This window comes from uncultured Streptococcus sp. (genome assembly GCF_963536705.1).
GTDB lineage: Bacteria > Bacillota > Bacilli > Lactobacillales > Streptococcaceae > Streptococcus.
Window position 1 is genome coordinate 1 of the sequence record NZ_CAUTAP010000014.1, and the last position, 15,929, is coordinate 15,929.

The window sequence follows — 15,929 nt, forward strand, 5'->3', positions numbered from 1 at the left end:
CCAGCTGTTGACAAAGGAGTAGCCCAGACTGCTCAAGAAACAGCAGACAAAAAAGCGGAGATTGCAGCAGATTATCAAGCGCAGGTAACCGAGATTGATGCCAAGGTCAAGGAGTACAAAGAAAAAGTATCAGCCTACGAGGCGGAAGTAGCTCGGATTACAGCAGAAAACAAAGCGACAGCGGAACAATACGCTAAAGATTTGGCTGCTCATCAAGCAGAAGTAGCTCGGATCACAGCAGAAAATGCTCAGCTGAAAGCAGATTATGAAGCAGCACTGAGCAAGTACAAAACAGATTTAGCAGCGGTTCAAAAGACGAATGCGGATAATGCGGCAGCCTATCAAGCAGCAAAAGCGGCCTATGATGCAGAATTAGCTCGTGTTCAAAAACTAAATGCGGAAACAAAGGCTAATTATGATACGGCTCTGGCGGCTTATGCTAGTGAGCTGGACCGTGTTCAAAAAGCGAATGCGGAAGCTAAGGCTCGGTATGAAAAAGCTTTGGCTGACAATGAAGCTGCCAATGCTAAGATTGCTGCTGATAATGAAGCTATTAAACAGAGGAATGCGGCTGCAAAAGCGGCCTACGAGGCAGCACTTGCCCAATATCAAACAGATTTAGCTACTGTCCGAAAGACCAATGCTGATAATGAAGCGGCATATCAAGCTGCTCAGGCGAATTATCAGGCAGAATTGGCCCGTATCCAAAAGGAAAATCAAGATAAAAAAGCTCAATATGAAGCAGATTTAGCAGCTTATGAAGCTAAAAAGACTCAAATTGAAGCTGAAAATGCAGCAGCTCAAAAAGAATATGAGCAAAAGCTGGCAGAGAACCAAGCTAAGAATGCCACTATAGCAGCTGAAAATGAAGAAATCAAGAAGCGTAATGCTCAAGCCCAAGCAAATTATCAAGCTCAGTTGGCCCAGTATAATGCTGATTTGGCTGTCTATAATACAAAATTAGCGAAGTATCAGCAAGATAAGGCTAAGTATGATGCTGAACAGGCCAAGATTAAGGCTGGACTGGCTATCGCAGAAGCAAAGAAGACTGAAGACGGGCATCTGAGCCGTCCAATTGCGCAAAGTCTGGTTTTCAAATCAGAACCTAATGCTGATCTGTCACTGACTACAACTGGTGAGTTTGTCAGCTATGCTGGCATGGAAGCCGCTGTGAAGAACACTGCAGAGTTTTCTAAGAAACTCTTCCAGTTGGACAACTTCAAAGTAACAGATATTCAAAATGCTAACTATCAGACCAATCAGCAGGAAAGCTTTGGTACGGTTGGCAAGTATGCAGACTATAGTTCTAACGTAACAAGTGGTAAAGGGCCGACTGAATGGTCTTCTGTTTTGCTGAGCCGCGGTCAGTCTGCAACAGCAACCTATACAAATCTTCAGGGAACTTATTATCGAGGGAAAAAAGTTTCTAAAATCGTTTATACTTATACTCTTGATCCAAGCTCCCAATTCCGCAATGATAAGGCTTGGTTAGGTATTTTTAAAGATCCAACCATGGGAGTGTTTGCTTCAGCTTATACAGGAAATTTTGAAGATGCAACCTCTCTCTTTGTGAAGACGGAATTTGTCTTTTATGATGATAAAGGCCAACCGATTAATTTTGACCAGGCCTTGATGTCCGTGGCTTCCCTCAACCGTGAAGCTAACTCTATCGAAATGGCCAAAGATTATACCGGAACTTTCAACAAGATTTCGGGTTCATCTATTGGTGAAAAGAACGGCCAAATCTATGCGACTGAGTCTGAAAACTTCAAAAAAGGAGTTGGCGGATCTCGCTTTACCATGTATAAGAATGCTCAGCCAGACTCAGGCTGGGACACTACAGATGCTCCTAACTCATGGTATGGGGCAGGAGCGGTGGAAATTTCTGGTACAACCAACAGCATGACGATTGGAACGATTTCGTCTTCTGAAGTGTTAGGCCAGCCAGAGGCTACTGATCCACGTAGGGCTGACAAGCTAGCTCCTAAGAAACCAAATATTTGGTTTGCGATTAATGGTGATGTTCGAGCGAATGATTTGCCAATCATCACAGTAGAAGAACCGGAAGCGCCAGTAGCTCCTACAGCTCCTGCAGTGCCAACTGAAGAAGCGCTTAAGCCTTTGGATCCAGCCCCAACTACACCGACACCGAAGGCTCTTCCAACACCTCCGGCAGCACCGACTTATGAAAAAGATCCGACGCCACCGACGCGTACACCGGAAACACCAGAGCCTAGTAAGCCATCTGAGCCAAACTATGAAGTAGAAAAAGCTGTCCGGCCAGCAGTGGTAGAACCGACCTATGAAAAGGAGCCAACACCTCCGGCAGCACCGACTTATGATAAGGAGCCGGAAGCGCCAACTCCTACACCAGATACACCGGAGCCTAACAAGCCGGTAGAACCAACTTATAGCCCGCTACCAACCTCACCAGCAGAGCCTGTTTATCAAAAAGAGCCAGCAGTGCCCGTAGCTCCGACTGTGCACTATCATTATCATCTCTTGCAATCTCAGCCGCAGATTCATAAAGAGATTCAAAATGACCAAGGCACCAATATTGATAAGACTCTAGTCGCTAAACAATCAGTTGTTCAGTTTGCTTTAAAGACAGAAGCTCTTCCAGCTGGGCGAAGTGAAACGACTTCCTTTGTCATTGCTGATCCGTTGCCAAGTGGTTATGAAGTTGACTTAGAAGCAACAAAAGCTGCTAGCGCAGGTTTTGACGTCAGCTATGATAGGGCTAGTCACACAGTGACATTCAAGGCAACTCCAGCAACCTTAGCTACTTATAACGCTGATACGACCAAAGAAGTTGCTACGCTCTTTCCGACAGTGGTTGGCCGAGTGCTCAACGATGGCGCAACCTATACTAATAATTTCACCCTGACAGTCAATGATGCCTATGGTGTCCGCTCAAACGTAGTACGCGTGACTACACCAGGTAAGCCTGATGATTCAGACAATCCTAGCAATAATTACATCAAGCCAACCAAGGTCAATAAAAACAAGGCAGGATTGGTGATTGATGGTAAGGAAGTCTTGGCTGGTTCGACCAATTACTACGAGCTGACTTGGGATTTGGATCAGTATAAGGGTGACAAGTCATCTAAGAGCACGATTCAAAAAGGTTTCTACTATGTAGATGACTATCCGGAAGAAGCACTTGAACTTCGTCCGGAATTAGTCAAGCTAGTAGATGCGGATGGCAAAGCTGTGGCAGGTGTAACATTGACCCACTACGAGAGCCTTGAAACAGCCCCTGCAGCAGTTCGAGAGCTCCTTCAAAAGGCCAATATCACTGTTAAAGGTTCTTTCCAACTCTTTGCAGCAGACGATGCCCAAGCCTTTTATGACCAATATGTCGTAACAGGTAAGTCTTTGACGATAACAAGCCCTATGGCTGTCAAAGAAGGAATGGGCCGCACAGGCGGTAAATTCGAGAACCGGGCTTATCAAATTGACTTTGGAAATGGTTATGCGACAGACGTAGTCGTCAACAATGTTCCTAAAATCAGTCCTGAAAAAGATATTACTCTGAGCCTTGATCCAGCAAGTGCGGAGAACTTGGATGGCAAGGAACTGACGTTGGGACGGCACTTTAACTACCGTCTCATCGGCGGCTTGATCCCTGCTAACCATTCTGAAGATTTGACAGACTATAGCTTTGTGGATGATTATGATCAACGAGGCGATGAGTACACGGGTGCTTACAAAACCTCTGCCAAAGTAGATATCATGCTCAAAGATGGTAAGGTGATAAAGGCTGGTACAGATTTGACTGAGTATACAGCTGCGAATATTGATCTTGAGAAAGGCTTGATTTCTATTCGTTTCAAGGAAGAATTCTTAGAGACTATTTCTCTGGATTCAGCTTTTCAGGCTGAAACCTATCTACAGATGAAGCGGATTGCTACGGGTACTTTTGAAAATACCTACATCAATACGGTCAACCATGTGGTCTATGCTTCAAATACAGTTACAACAGTCACTCCTAAGGCACAGCATCTGCTTGTTTCAGATATAAACGATCCAAGAAGAGCTAATCCAACTTCAGTGGCTAAAAAGATTCCTGTTTCTCTTCTGCCAGAAACGGGAGCAAAAGATACAGTCTATCTGCCATATCTAGGTTTAGCAGCCATTATTGGTGCTTTAGGTCTAGGAAAATTGAAAGGTAAAGAAGACTGATAATAGATGAGGCTAGGGAATCCCTAGCCTTTTTATCTTTAAAAATACTGCAAAATCTTATGTAGCAAAAGTCTAAATCATTTGTAACATGACAAAAACATAACTCTAAAAAAACTGACATGTAAATGAGGTATGATTTTTTTATCATCAAATTATACGGAGAAAAACAGTTATGAAAAAAACATTTGCTAAAGCGACTCTTGGTTTAACTTCCACAGCTTTTTTGGCGACAATCGGCGCTCAAGCTGTTCATGCAGATTCTTATGTTGTCCAGCAAGGGGACTCCTTTTTTGCCATTGCTAGTGCCAATGGAATGAATCCTTACGAACTTGCTGCCAATAATGGAAAGACAATTTTTGATACGATTAACCCAGGAGATGTGCTGCAAGTAAATGGTACAGCTTTGGCTCAGACTTACAATCCTTACAGCGCTCCAGCTTATGAAGCGACAAGTGATGCTGCTTTGGTATCTGATACTGAAGATGTTGTCTTAAATACGCCAACTGACTATGGCAATTCTTACCCAATCGGCCAATGTACCTGGGGCGTGAAAGAAATGGCTCCCTGGGCAAGCAACTGGTGGGGGAATGCTAATACTTGGGCAATCAATGCTGGTGCTCAGGGTTATGCAACAGGAAATGTTCCAGTACCAGGCGCTATTGCAGTTTGGGATGGTGGCGAATACGGACATGTTGCTTATGTGACAGATGTGCAAAGCGACAGCTCAATTCAAGTTCTAGAAGCGAATTACAATCGCCAAAAGCAAATTAACAACTATCGTGGCTACTTTAATCCGAATGAATTTATGGGTGGAGTTACCTACATTTATCCAAACTAAAGATAATAAAAATGCGGCTGGGACAGATAATGTCTCAGCTTTTAAATAGTCGATAGCTCTTGATGCGCTAGCTGATAGAGCTTTTTCTTTGTGCGAGAAAAGTCCTGAGCAGAAAGAGTTTTTTTGAGACGAAATATGTTAAAATGAAGAGAGGGAGGATTTCCTGGAAGGAGACTAATGAGTTATTTCAATAAGTACAAGTTTGATAAATCGAAATTTCGTCTGGGCATGCGTACCTTTAAAACCGGTCTGGCTGTTTTCATCATTCTACTGCTCTTTGGCCTTTTTGGTTGGAAAGGGCTGCAAATCGGTGCTTTGACGGCAGTCTTTAGTCTTCGTGAGGATTTTGATAAGAGTGTCCACTTCGGGACATCGCGAATCTTGGGAAACAGCATCGGTGGTTTTTACGCTCTGCTATTTTTCATTGCCAATAGTGTCTTTAAGGAGCAGTATTGGGTCACCCTCCTTTTGGTGCCGGTCTGTACCATGCTGACAATCATGACCAATGTCGCTATGAACAACAAGGCGGGAGTCATTGGCGGAGTATCTGCCATGCTGATTATTACCCTGTCCATTCGGCCGGAAGATACCATCTTGTATGTCTTTGCCAGAATCTTTGAAACCTTTATGGGAGTCTTTGTTGCAATTCTGGTAAATTCTGATATAGATCGGCTGCGAACCATCTTTGAAAAGAAAAAATAAAATCCGTGTAAGAAAATCTGACATTATTTCTTGACATAAGATTTATTTCGTCCTATAATAGTGCGTAGAGAGGAATTTGAATGAAGGAAAAAGAGTTTCGCCGAAACATGGCAGTCTTTCCCATCGGCAGTGTTATGAAACTGACGGACCTATCTGCCCGTCAGATCCGTTATTATGAAGACCAGAATCTGATTACCCCTGCTCGGAATGAGGGCAATCGTCGGATGTATTCTTTGAATGATATGGACCGCCTTTTAGAAATTAAGGATTATATCTCGGAAGGCTATAATATCGCTGCAATTAAGAGGAAATATGCTGAGCGTGAAGCCAAGTCCCGCAAGACCGTTAGTGACAAAGATGTCCGCCGTGCCCTGCATCATGACATCTTGCAGCAAGGTCGTTTTGCTTCTTCTCTGCCAACCTTTGGTCAGATGCGTCGACCATAGTTATTTTGTTTGAATTACAAGGAGAAATTTAATGTCTATTACAGCAGCTGATATCCGTCGCGAAGTAAAAGAGAAAAATGTTACCTTTATTCGTCTTATGTTCTCTGATATTTTAGGGACTATGAAGAATGTGGAAATTCCTGCCACGGATGAACAGCTTGACAAGGTCTTATCCAATAAAGCCATGTTTGATGGTTCTTCCATCGAAGGTTTTGTCCGTATCAATGAATCAGATATGTATCTCTATCCTGATTTGGATACTTGGACAGTCTTTCCCTGGGGAGATGAAAACGGCAGTGTAGCGGGTCTGATTTGCGATGTTTATACGACAGATCATGTACCGTTTCTAGGGGATCCTCGCAGTAACCTCAAGCGCGCCCTCAAGCATATGGAAGAGCTGGGCTTCAAATCCTTTAACCTCGGACCAGAGCCAGAGTTTTTCCTCTTTAAGTTGGATGAAAATGGGGACCCGACGCTGGAAGTAAATGACAAGGGTGGTTATTTTGACTTGGCGCCGACAGACTTGGCAGACAATACCCGTCGGGAAATCGTCAATGTCCTGACCAAGATGGGCTTTGAAGTAGAAGCTAGCCACCATGAGGTCGCAGTCGGCCAGCACGAGATTGACTTTAAGTATGACGAAGTGCTTCGGGCTTGTGATAAGATTCAGATTTTCAAGCTGGTTGTGAAAACTATTGCTCGTAAGCATGGTCTGTATGCAACCTTTATGGCTAAGCCTAAGTTTGGCATTGCGGGATCTGGTATGCACTGTAATATGTCCCTCTTTGATCAAGACGGAAATAATGCCTTCTTCGATCCAGAAGATCCAAAGGGTATGCAGCTGTCAGAAATAGCCTACCATTTCTTGGGTGGTTTGATTAATCATGCTTATAACTATACAGCTATCATGAACCCAACGGTTAACTCATACAAACGTTTGGTTCCTGGCTATGAAGCGCCCGTTTATATCGCTTGGGCAGGACGCAATCGTTCACCGTTGGTGCGCGTGCCGGCTTCTCGTGGTATGGGTACTCGCTTGGAGTTGCGCTCCGTTGATCCGATGGCCAATCCATATATTGCTATGGCTGTTCTCTTGGAAGTTGGACTGCACGGTGTCGAAAATAAAATCGAAGCTCCAGCACCAATCGAAGAGAATATCTATATCATGACTCCAGAGGAGCGGAAGGAAGCTGGAATTACAGACCTGCCGTCTACTCTTCACAATGCCTTGAAGGCCTTGACAGAAGACGAAGTCGTTAAAGCGGCTCTTGGCGAGCATATCTATACGAGCTTCTTAGAAGCTAAGCGCATTGAGTGGGCAAGCTATGCAACATTTGTCTCTCAATGGGAAGTGGATAATTATTTAGATTTATACTAAACTTAGAGCAGGAGGATTGGCATATCCCCTGCTTTTTCGTGGAGGAGAAAGATGGAAGAATTTCATGATTTTATTAAGCGGGTTTTTGATGAGCAATATGAGGCTTGTTTTGGTTCAGGTATGCTTGAAAAACTTGAACCTCAAGATTATTATCTAAGGCGGGAGGAAGATGGCCAGTTAATTGCCTTGCTCCATGCCCAACAGGTGTTGGCAAACATTCATATCAAGGCTTTGGTGGTGGATAAAGAACATCAGAAAAAAGGTTTGGGAGCCAGTCTGCTGGCAGAATTAGAAGAAAAGGTTGCAGAAGTTGGAGCTACTAGTATAACCTTGTCCACTAAATCTTATCAGGCCAAGGATTTTTACATCAAGCAAGGCTATGAAATCTACGCCAGTCTAACAGATGTCCCGCAAAAGGGCATTACCAAATATCATTTTATCAAGCGATTAAACGAAGCCATTCTTAAATAGACGGAAGCCAATTTGGCTTCTGTTTTTTAATATTCATTTGCATACATTCAGTGTGTATGTTAAAATAAAGTTTAAGAAAAGGAGAACAAATGATTACCAGTTTATACCCCGTTTTAATGAGCGAAGATGTCCATCAAGTGGCACAATTTTTCATTGACCATTTCCAATTTCAGGAATCTTTCCGTTCAGATTGGTATATTAGTTTAAAGAATATCGAGAGTGGTTTTGAGCTTGCTTTTATTGATAGCAAGCATGGGACAGTGCCACAAGCCTACCAGTCTAAGGCGAGTGGCCTAATCATCAATATCGAAGTTGACAATGTGGATTGTTTTTATGAAGAATTGCGTCAGCAAGAAGAAATGGAGTTCCTTCTTCCCATTAAGAGTGAAGATTTTGGTCAGCGCCATTTCATTGTGGAAGCGCCGGGTTCTGTTTTGGTTGATGTAATTCAAGTCATTCCACCTAACGCTGAGTTTGCAGCAAATTATTTGGAGAGTGAAGATGAATAAAAAACAGCAGGCTTCCTTAGAGACAAGCAAGAAAATATTAGCTATCGCCCGGAAACATTTTTCTTTAAAGGGTTTTTCAGAAACTTCCTTGGAAGAAATTGTAGATGAGTTGGGAATGACAAGAGGCGCACTTTATCACCATTTCGGGAATAAGAAAGCTTTATTTACCGCCGTACTAGCACAAATTCAATCCGAACTGGGATCTTATGTAGAAAAAAACGCCCTGGAAGCACAGGATTCTTGGGAGCAGTTGGTGGAAGGCTGTGTTGCTTTTGTTCGTTTTGCGACCTTGACGGAAAATAAACGTATTCTTCTGCTTGATGGTCCCAATGTCGTTGAGTGGAAAGAGTGGCGTCGTCAGGATGAGGCTAATTCTTTCTTTCATTTGAGAGAGCAATTAGACATTTTATCTAAAGAAGGAAGACTTATCTCTATTGATTTGGATATGGCGGCTCATATGATTTCAGGTGCCTTGAATGAGTTGTCTCTTTTTCTAGCTGAGAAAGAGGAAGAAGCAGAAGTCAGAGGAGCAGTGAGAAGTCTGTTAAGGGGATTTAAAAATCATGGCGAAAAAGGTTAAAGATTATTATGATTTGGTTCATGCGGAGGATTTGAGCCGTCGCTTGCAAACAGTAACAGATAAATTTGATGCTCAGCATTTTATCTCTCTAGTTGAAAGCGAATTAGAGGCTTTGGAATTTACTCAGCGTCAAGAGTTGCTGGCAAAGAGTATCAAAGAATGCTTGCCGTTTTCCTATGCTGATTCTCTGAAGGTTTTTGAGCAGATACTTGGTCCAGAGTTAGAGGGCGGCTTGGGTATGTTCTCAGAGGGGTACTGGTTGTGGCCAATTGGCAAATACGTAGAACTGTACGGAGGTCAGGAATTCGAGCTGAGTGCAGCCTTCAGTAAGGAATTAACCAAGCGATTTACTGGAGAATTTTCCATGCGGCCCTTGCTGGCCAATTATCCTAAAGCTACGATGGATTTACTGCTGGAGTGGAGCCAAGACGAGAATATGCGCGTCCGTAGATTAGCAAGCGAGTGTATGCGTATCCGATTGCCTTGGGCTAAAAAGCAGACAGTGGTCTTAGATTATTTTGATGAATTTAGCGCTATTTTAAGGAATCTAAAGGATGATTCGGATAAATCAATCCAAAAAAGTGTCGCTAATAATCTGAATGATTTATATAAAGAAGATCCTGAAAAGTTTGAGAGGGTGATTGGATCTTGGCAAAAGGAAGAATTGAGTCCGAGTTGCGCTTGGATTATTAAGCATGCTTCTCGAACAAAAAATAAAGCAGAAAAATAAGCTTTGCTAATCTAGCAAAGCTTATTTTTTAGTTGTCTTCGTCTGGTGTAAGCACCATCGGAATAATAATAGGTTCGCGCTCGGTACTTTCGTAGAGGAAAGGACGCAAGGCGTTGACGATAGCGCCGCTGACAGATTGAACGCTGGCATCTTTATTCTTGAGTGCAATGCGAATGGCATTGAAAAGGATACGCTGGCTTTGGCGAATGAGGTCGCCTGATTCGCGCATGTAGATAAAACCGCGACTGAGAATGTCTGGACCGGCTAAGATCATCTTGGACTCAAAGTCAACCGTCGCGACAGCGAGAACAACACCGTCCTCTGACAAGTCTTTACGGTCGCGCAGGACTGCAGCTCCGATTTCACCAATGCGGTTCCCATCAACATAAATATCCTGAGCGTTGAAGCTGCCGGCAATACGGGCTGAGTCAGCTGTCAGAGCCAGAACGTCACCATTGCTCATGATGAAGATATTGTCTTTTGGTACTCCAGTATCAACGGCTAGGCCTGCATGGACTTTCTGCATACGGTATTCACCATGGACTGGCATGAAATATTTAGGTTTGATCAAGCGAAGCATGAGTTTCTGCTCTTGCTGGCCACCATGTCCAGAGGTGTGGATGTTGTTAATCTTACCGTGAATCACTTCTACACCGGCCTCGGAAATGATGTTAATCAGCTTGTTAACGCTGGTCGTATTACCAGGGATAGGGCTAGAGGAAAAGATGACTGTATCTCCAGGTTGCAGCTGCACCTGACGGTGGGTACCATTGGCAATCCGAGACAGGGCTGCCATCGGCTCACCCTGACTTCCGGTACACATAATCAGCACTTCGCCAGCTGGATAGTCCTTGAGTTCATTTGGTTCAATGAAAGTATCTTTAGGAACCTTGATATAGCCTAGCTCAATCCCGTTGACAATGGCTTTTTCCATGGAGCGGCCAAAGACCGCAATCTTACGACCAGTCTTGACAGCAGCATCTGCTGCTTGCTGGAGCCGGAAGATGTTTGAAGCAAAGGAGGCGAAAATAATCCGTCCATGAATGCCTTCGATAATCTTCATAATAGACTGCCCGACCACTTTTTCGGAATTGGTAAAAGTCGGAACTTCAGCATTGGTCGAGTCAGATAGGAGACAGAGCACACCTTCCTCGCCCAGAGCGGCCATACGGTGCAAGTCTGCTGGCTCACCGACTGGTGTAAAGTCAAACTTGAAGTCACCGGTACAGACAATCTTACCCTGCGGCGTATGGATGACAATTCCCAAAGGCTCTGGAATAGAGTGGGTTGTCCGGAAGAAAGTAGCTTTCAGATGCTTGAACTGCAGTTCTGTGTTTTGATTGATTTCATAGAGTTTGGCATCGCGCAAAAGTCCATGCTCTTCTAGCTTGCCCCGAATGAGGGCCAAGGCCAAAGGACCAGCATAGATAGGAACATTGGCTTGCTTGAGCAGGAAAGGAATACCGCCGATATGGTCCTCATGCCCGTGGGTGATGAGGACAGCTTTTACGCGGTCAATATTTTCCACGATATAAGAGTAGTCGGGAATGACATAGTCAATTCCTAGCAGGTCGTCTTCTGGGAACTTGATGCCGGCGTCTACGATGATGATTTCATTTTGGTATTCAATCCCGTAGGTGTTTTTACCGATTTCGCCTAACCCACCAATCGCAAAAACGCCAACTTCTTTGGGTTTTAAGGTATATGCCATGGGTTAGAACTCCGTCAATTCAAAAGTGCCTGACTCTTTTTCGTATTCGAGGTGTTTGTCAGACAAGAGCTCAATAAATTCAATATTGTAAGGGGTATTTTCTTCGATGAGCTTACGAGCCTGAATGCGGCCTTCCAATTCATTAGCCGCTTCAATCTCTAAATAAAGGGCACGTGTCTTTTCACGGCGCGGACTGCGCTCTTTTGTTTCCTGATAAAAAACTTTGTAAATCATAAGATTCCTTTCTGTGATAAGGTCTAAAAAATAAAAGAAGGCAGGCGTTAGCGCATTTCTTCACATGATAAATTAAAAATGATAAATGGAAAGTGAGCGATTGCTGTGACTTCTGATAGGGCTTACTCAAATGAAGAGGCTAAAATGCTGTTTTAGCCTTGTATCTTATGGAAAAGTAAGAGTAATGAAATTGACCTGATGTTTAATTATTATTGTAATTATACCATAGAATGAGCTTAGGAAGCAAGTCGGGACGGTGAATTTCAGAGACGGTTTTTCAGCCAAAGCGGCTTGACAAAAAGAAAAATCAAGCGATGAACATTTGGTCACTTGATTTTGAGGGCTGCTTATTTGGCGAAATAGCCGTGCTTGCGGTACCAATCTACCACGTCAGCTAAGCTTTCTTCGAGAGGGCGATGCTGTCCGCCTAGCTCGCTCTCGGTTTTGGCAAAGCTAAAATTACTTTTGAGATATTCTTCGGCCATGAGATGAGCGAGCTCATTGGTAACCAAAATTGGTTTTTTGGTGAGCCGGTGGTAGAGCTCACTTGCTTGGGCATAGATTTTGACGAAAAGAGGGGAGATCTTGCGCTTGGGGGCGGGAACGCCAGTGATTTTTTCCAGTATTTGGTACAATTCTGTCATGGTCACTTGCCGTCCAACTGCCAGATAGCGCTCCTTTGAGCGTCCGTATTTCATGGCGCGGAGATGAATATCTGCTACATCTCTAGCATCCACCATATTATAGCTAGCCTTTAAGATACCTGGAAGTTTTTGCTCTACAAAATTGATAATCAGCTGCCCACTGGAGGTCGGACCAAGGTCTCTAGGACCCAACATTACACTCGGCAAGATAAAGCAACCGAAAACATCTGAATGCTTGTCCAAGAAATCACGAACGGCCTCTTCACTCAAAATCTTGCTGCGATAGTAATCAAAAGGAGTATCTTTTGAGCGAGACATGCTTTCATCGATTAGCTGATTGGCCTCACCTTCCAGTACGACACAGGAGGAAGTATGGACAAATTGGCGGATACCAGCCTCGTAAGCAGCTTCTAGGAGGTTATTTGTGCCTATAATATTAGTGTCGTAGAGCTCCTGCCAGTGCTTGCCGCCTTTATAATTATCGCGGAAAAAAGCAGCGGTATGAAAGAGGCTGTCGCAGCCTGCTAGATAGTCACGATAGCTTTCGGGCTCTAAAATATCCCCCTTGACAATCTGGATAGGCAGGTCGGCAAATTGTTTGCGCGCTTTTTCCTCGGAGCGAACGAGAGCGGTCACTTGAATGTTTTCTTTTAGCAGAGCACGCACGAGATTATTTCCTAAAAGACCGGTCGCACCAGTCACAAAAGCGTGGGTCATTGTTCTAGCTGGTTTTTGATTTGTAGGGTTTGGGGTCATCCGTTTTTCCTCCTTTTGCAAATAGATGATATATCATCTATTTAAGATTTTATATTTTTTAACTAAAATTGTCAACAATTTACCTAATCTAGTGTAAAATAGTATAGAAGTGATTTTTGAAAGGAGAGCAGCGTGGTAGCAGAAGGAATTCGATTTGGCTATTTGTTTAGAAGTGCAGAGAGCTTAGCGACGAGAGAATATGGGAAGTTGCTAGAGCCTTTGGGAATTACGCCCAATCAAAGCGAGGTCTTGCTCGTTTTGGGCGAACATGCTCCGCTGTCTCTCAAGGGCTTGGGGGAATCCCTGATTTGTGAGGAAAAAAGCCCTAGTCGCTTGGTGCAGGCTTTGATTAAAAAAGGCTTGGTCAAGAAGGAAATTTCTAGCAAAGACAAGCGCAGTTCTCGCTTGAGCTTGACTGCTGCTGGAGCGGATTTGCTGCCCAAGATTGCTGAGCAAGAAGCGATTTTTGGAAAACACTTGGCGCAGCAAGTGCCTAATTTGGAGGCTTTTAGCCAGATTTTAGAGGAATTTTTGGTAGATAGTTTCTACGAAGACAAATTAAAACGCCGCTCACTTTGGCGGCAAGAGGAAAAATAGAGGATAAGCATGAAGATTGCAGCTTTTGATACGTCAAGTAAGGCGCTGACGCTCGCGATTTTAGAGGACGAGACCTTGCTGGCGCAGATGACTTTAAATATAAAGAAAAACCACAGCATTACCCTGATGCCGGCTATTGATTTTCTGATGAATAGTCTGGACATGAAGCCGACGGATTTGGATCGTATCGTAGTTGCTCAGGGTCCGGGCAGCTACACAGGTCTGCGAATGGCGGTGGCGACAGCCAAGACCCTGGCGCATACCCTCAAGATTGAGCTGGTTGGTGTATCTAGTTTGCTGGCTTTAGTTCCAGAGCAGGTGGAAGGCTTGGTCATTCCTATCATGGATGCCCGCCGCAATAATGTCTACGCTGGCTTTTACCAGTCTGGTCAGGCTGTACGGCCGGAAGCTCATCTACCTTTGGCAGAGGTTTTGGGAATAGCTGACACTGCTGACCAGCCAGTCACCTTTGTCGGAGAAACGACAGCTTTTGTGGAGCAGATTGAAGCGGCTCTTCCTCAGGCTGCTATTCAGCCAACCTTACCAGACGCAGCAGTTATTGGTCGTCTCGGTTTGGACCTGCCAGCTCAGTCCATTCATGACTTTGTCCCTAATTATCTCAAGCGGGTAGAAGCCGAGGAAAATTGGCTCAAGACCCATCAGGAATCCAGTGATTCTTACATTCAGCGCCTATGATTGAGATGAGAAAATGGAGCGCTAACTCGGATGTGGACGCGGCAGTTCTGGCAGAAGAGCTGGAACAGCTCTTGCTTGCAGTCTATGAGGTCAGCCCTTGGACTGTGGGTCAATTGGAAGAGGTTCTGCATTCGGATGTGAACAGTTGTGCGCTGGCAGAAGATGAGAATCGGCTTGTCGGCTTTTTAATCTGGCAGGAGACAGACTTTGAAGCAGAAGTCCTGCAGATTGCTGTATTGCCTAGTTACCAGGGACAGAAAATCGCGACAGCCTTGTTCGACTTTTTACCTACCGACAAGGAAATTTTCCTCGAAGTGAGAGAGTCAAATAGGTCAGCTCTGCTATTTTACAAAAAAGAAAAATTTGAAGAAATCGCGTGGCGGAAGGCCTACTACCATGCTCCGGTGGAAGATGCGATTGTCATGAAAAGAGAGATCCATGAAAGATAGATATATTTTAGCTTTTGAGACATCTTGCGACGAGACCAGTGTGGCGGTTCTGAAGAATGAGACGGAGCTTTTGAGCAATGTTATTGCCAGCCAGATTGAAAGTCACAAGCGTTTTGGCGGAGTGGTACCAGAAGTGGCCAGCCGCCATCATGTGGAGGTCATTACGGTTTGCATTGAGGAGGCCTTGGCAGAAGCAGGGATTAGCGAGGAGCAAGTCACAGCTGTGGCTGTTACCTACGGTCCAGGTCTGGTTGGGGCGCTTTTGGTTGGCTTAGCCGCAGCCAAATCATTTGCTTGGGCTCATGATATTCCCTTGATTCCAGTCAATCATATGGCTGGGCACCTGATGGCAGCCCAGAGTGTGGAGCCCTTGAAGTTTCCTTTGCTGGCTCTCTTGGTAAGTGGCGGTCATACTGAGCTGGTCTATGTCAGTCAGGCTGGTGACTATAAGATTGTGGGGGAAACTCGCGATGATGCGGTCGGTGAAGCCTATGATAAGGTCGGTCGAGTCATGGGGCTGACCTATCCAGCAGGCCGGGAGATTGATCAGCTAGCTCATCAAGGACAGGATATTTATGATTTTCCGCGGGCCATGATTAAGGAAGACAATCTGGAATTTTCTTTTTCTGGTCTCAAGTCGGCCTTTATCAACCTGCACCACAATGCCCAGCAAAAAGGAGAGGCCTTGTCTAATCAAGACCTGTCAGCAAGCTTTCAGGCGGCGGTCATGGATATTCTTATGGCCAAGACTAAGAAAGCACTGGAAAAATATCCAGTTAAAACTCTGGTCGTGGCGGGCGGTGTTGCGGCCAATCAAGGCTTGAGAGAACGCTTGGCAGCTGAGATTCAGGATGTTAAGGTGATTATTCCGCCTCTTCGCCTCTGCGGTGACAATGCTGGTATGATTGCTTATGCTAGTGTCAGTGAGTGGAATAAGAAGAGTTTTGCCAGTTTGGATCTGAATGCTAAGCCGAGTTTGGCTTTTGAAACGATGGAGTAAAGG

16 protein-coding genes are annotated in these 15,929 nt (G+C 44.5%); 13 read left to right on the forward strand and 3 right to left on the reverse strand.

Annotation, left to right across the window (positions count from 1 at the left end; all coding sequences use genetic code 11):
* From RWX26_RS08440 to RWX26_RS08480, 9 genes are all read left to right on the forward strand, one after another.
* Nucleotides 1-4,185 (forward strand): antigen I/II family LPXTG-anchored adhesin (locus RWX26_RS08440; RefSeq protein ID WP_314580813.1); only part of this gene is annotated, 4,185 nt, incomplete at its 5' end.
* Nucleotides 4,186-4,357: 172 nt separating this feature from the next.
* Entirely contained in the window at nucleotides 4,358-5,023 is a 666-nt protein-coding gene (locus tag RWX26_RS08445) for a CHAP domain-containing protein (RefSeq protein ID WP_004188880.1), read from the forward strand.
* 177 nt (nucleotides 5,024-5,200) lie between these two features.
* Nucleotides 5,201-5,725 (forward strand): aromatic acid exporter family protein, encoded by a 525-nt coding sequence (locus RWX26_RS08450; RefSeq protein WP_002896642.1) that lies wholly within the window; start codon nucleotides 5,201-5,203, stop codon nucleotides 5,723-5,725.
* A gap of 80 nt (nucleotides 5,726-5,805) precedes the next feature.
* Complete coding sequence (locus RWX26_RS08455; protein ID WP_002903692.1) at nucleotides 5,806-6,171, forward strand: MerR family transcriptional regulator; 366 nt, start codon at nucleotides 5,806-5,808, stop codon at nucleotides 6,169-6,171.
* A gap of 31 nt (nucleotides 6,172-6,202) precedes the next feature.
* Complete coding sequence (glnA, locus tag RWX26_RS08460; RefSeq protein WP_002898464.1) at nucleotides 6,203-7,549, forward strand: type I glutamate--ammonia ligase; 1,347 nt, start codon at nucleotides 6,203-6,205, stop codon at nucleotides 7,547-7,549.
* Between the two features lie 51 nt (nucleotides 7,550-7,600).
* Nucleotides 7,601-8,020, forward strand: a complete 420-nt coding sequence (locus tag RWX26_RS08465) for a GNAT family N-acetyltransferase (RefSeq protein ID WP_314580820.1) — start codon at nucleotides 7,601-7,603, stop codon at nucleotides 8,018-8,020.
* Between the two features lie 89 nt (nucleotides 8,021-8,109).
* A complete protein-coding gene (locus RWX26_RS08470; RefSeq protein ID WP_314580823.1) occupies nucleotides 8,110-8,529 on the forward strand; it encodes a VOC family protein in 420 nt (139 codons plus the stop codon).
* A complete protein-coding gene (locus RWX26_RS08475; protein ID WP_314580826.1) occupies nucleotides 8,522-9,109 on the forward strand; it encodes a TetR/AcrR family transcriptional regulator in 588 nt (195 codons plus the stop codon). Before RWX26_RS08470 ends, RWX26_RS08475 begins: the two co-directional genes overlap by 8 nt.
* Nucleotides 9,093-9,839, forward strand: a complete 747-nt coding sequence (locus tag RWX26_RS08480) for a DNA alkylation repair protein (protein ID WP_314580830.1) — start codon at nucleotides 9,093-9,095, stop codon at nucleotides 9,837-9,839. The genes RWX26_RS08475 and RWX26_RS08480 overlap by 17 nt, the downstream gene beginning before the upstream one ends.
* Nucleotides 9,840-9,867: 28 nt before the next feature.
* Here the strand turns inward: RWX26_RS08480 and rnjA are convergent, their stop codons facing one another.
* The 3 genes from rnjA to RWX26_RS08495 all read right to left on the reverse strand — a co-directional run bounded on the left by rnjA (nucleotide 9,868) and on the right by RWX26_RS08495 (nucleotide 13,184).
* On the reverse strand, nucleotides 9,868-11,550 hold the full coding sequence (rnjA, locus tag RWX26_RS08485; RefSeq protein WP_002898451.1) for a ribonuclease J1: 1,683 nt from the start codon (nucleotides 11,548-11,550) through the stop codon (nucleotides 9,868-9,870).
* Nucleotides 11,551-11,553: 3 nt separating this feature from the next.
* Nucleotides 11,554-11,784, reverse strand: coding sequence for a DNA-dependent RNA polymerase subunit epsilon (locus RWX26_RS08490; RefSeq protein ID WP_011836427.1), 231 nt, complete (start codon nucleotides 11,782-11,784; stop codon nucleotides 11,554-11,556).
* Between the two features lie 347 nt (nucleotides 11,785-12,131).
* Nucleotides 12,132-13,184: an SDR family oxidoreductase gene (locus tag RWX26_RS08495; RefSeq protein WP_002903702.1), complete on the reverse strand. Its 1,053-nt coding sequence runs from the start codon at nucleotides 13,182-13,184 to the stop codon at nucleotides 12,132-12,134.
* Nucleotides 13,185-13,316: 132 nt separating this feature from the next.
* Here RWX26_RS08495 and RWX26_RS08500 point away from each other — a divergent pair, with 132 nt between their 5' ends.
* From RWX26_RS08500 to tsaD, 4 genes are read left to right on the forward strand one after another with little or no spacing between them, the layout of a single operon-like run.
* Nucleotides 13,317-13,781 (forward strand): MarR family winged helix-turn-helix transcriptional regulator, encoded by a 465-nt coding sequence (locus RWX26_RS08500; RefSeq protein WP_000225125.1) that lies wholly within the window; start codon nucleotides 13,317-13,319, stop codon nucleotides 13,779-13,781.
* Nucleotides 13,782-13,790: 9 nt separating this feature from the next.
* Nucleotides 13,791-14,477: a tRNA (adenosine(37)-N6)-threonylcarbamoyltransferase complex dimerization subunit type 1 TsaB gene (tsaB, locus tag RWX26_RS08505; protein ID WP_314580833.1), complete on the forward strand. Its 687-nt coding sequence runs from the start codon at nucleotides 13,791-13,793 to the stop codon at nucleotides 14,475-14,477.
* On the forward strand, nucleotides 14,474-14,926 hold the full coding sequence (rimI, locus tag RWX26_RS08510; protein ID WP_314580835.1) for a ribosomal protein S18-alanine N-acetyltransferase: 453 nt from the start codon (nucleotides 14,474-14,476) through the stop codon (nucleotides 14,924-14,926). The genes tsaB and rimI overlap by 4 nt, the downstream gene beginning before the upstream one ends.
* Nucleotides 14,916-15,926, forward strand: a complete 1,011-nt coding sequence (gene tsaD, locus RWX26_RS08515; protein WP_314580836.1) for a tRNA (adenosine(37)-N6)-threonylcarbamoyltransferase complex transferase subunit TsaD — start codon at nucleotides 14,916-14,918, stop codon at nucleotides 15,924-15,926. Before rimI ends, tsaD begins: the two co-directional genes overlap by 11 nt.
* The last annotated feature ends 3 nt before the right edge of the window (nucleotides 15,927-15,929 follow it).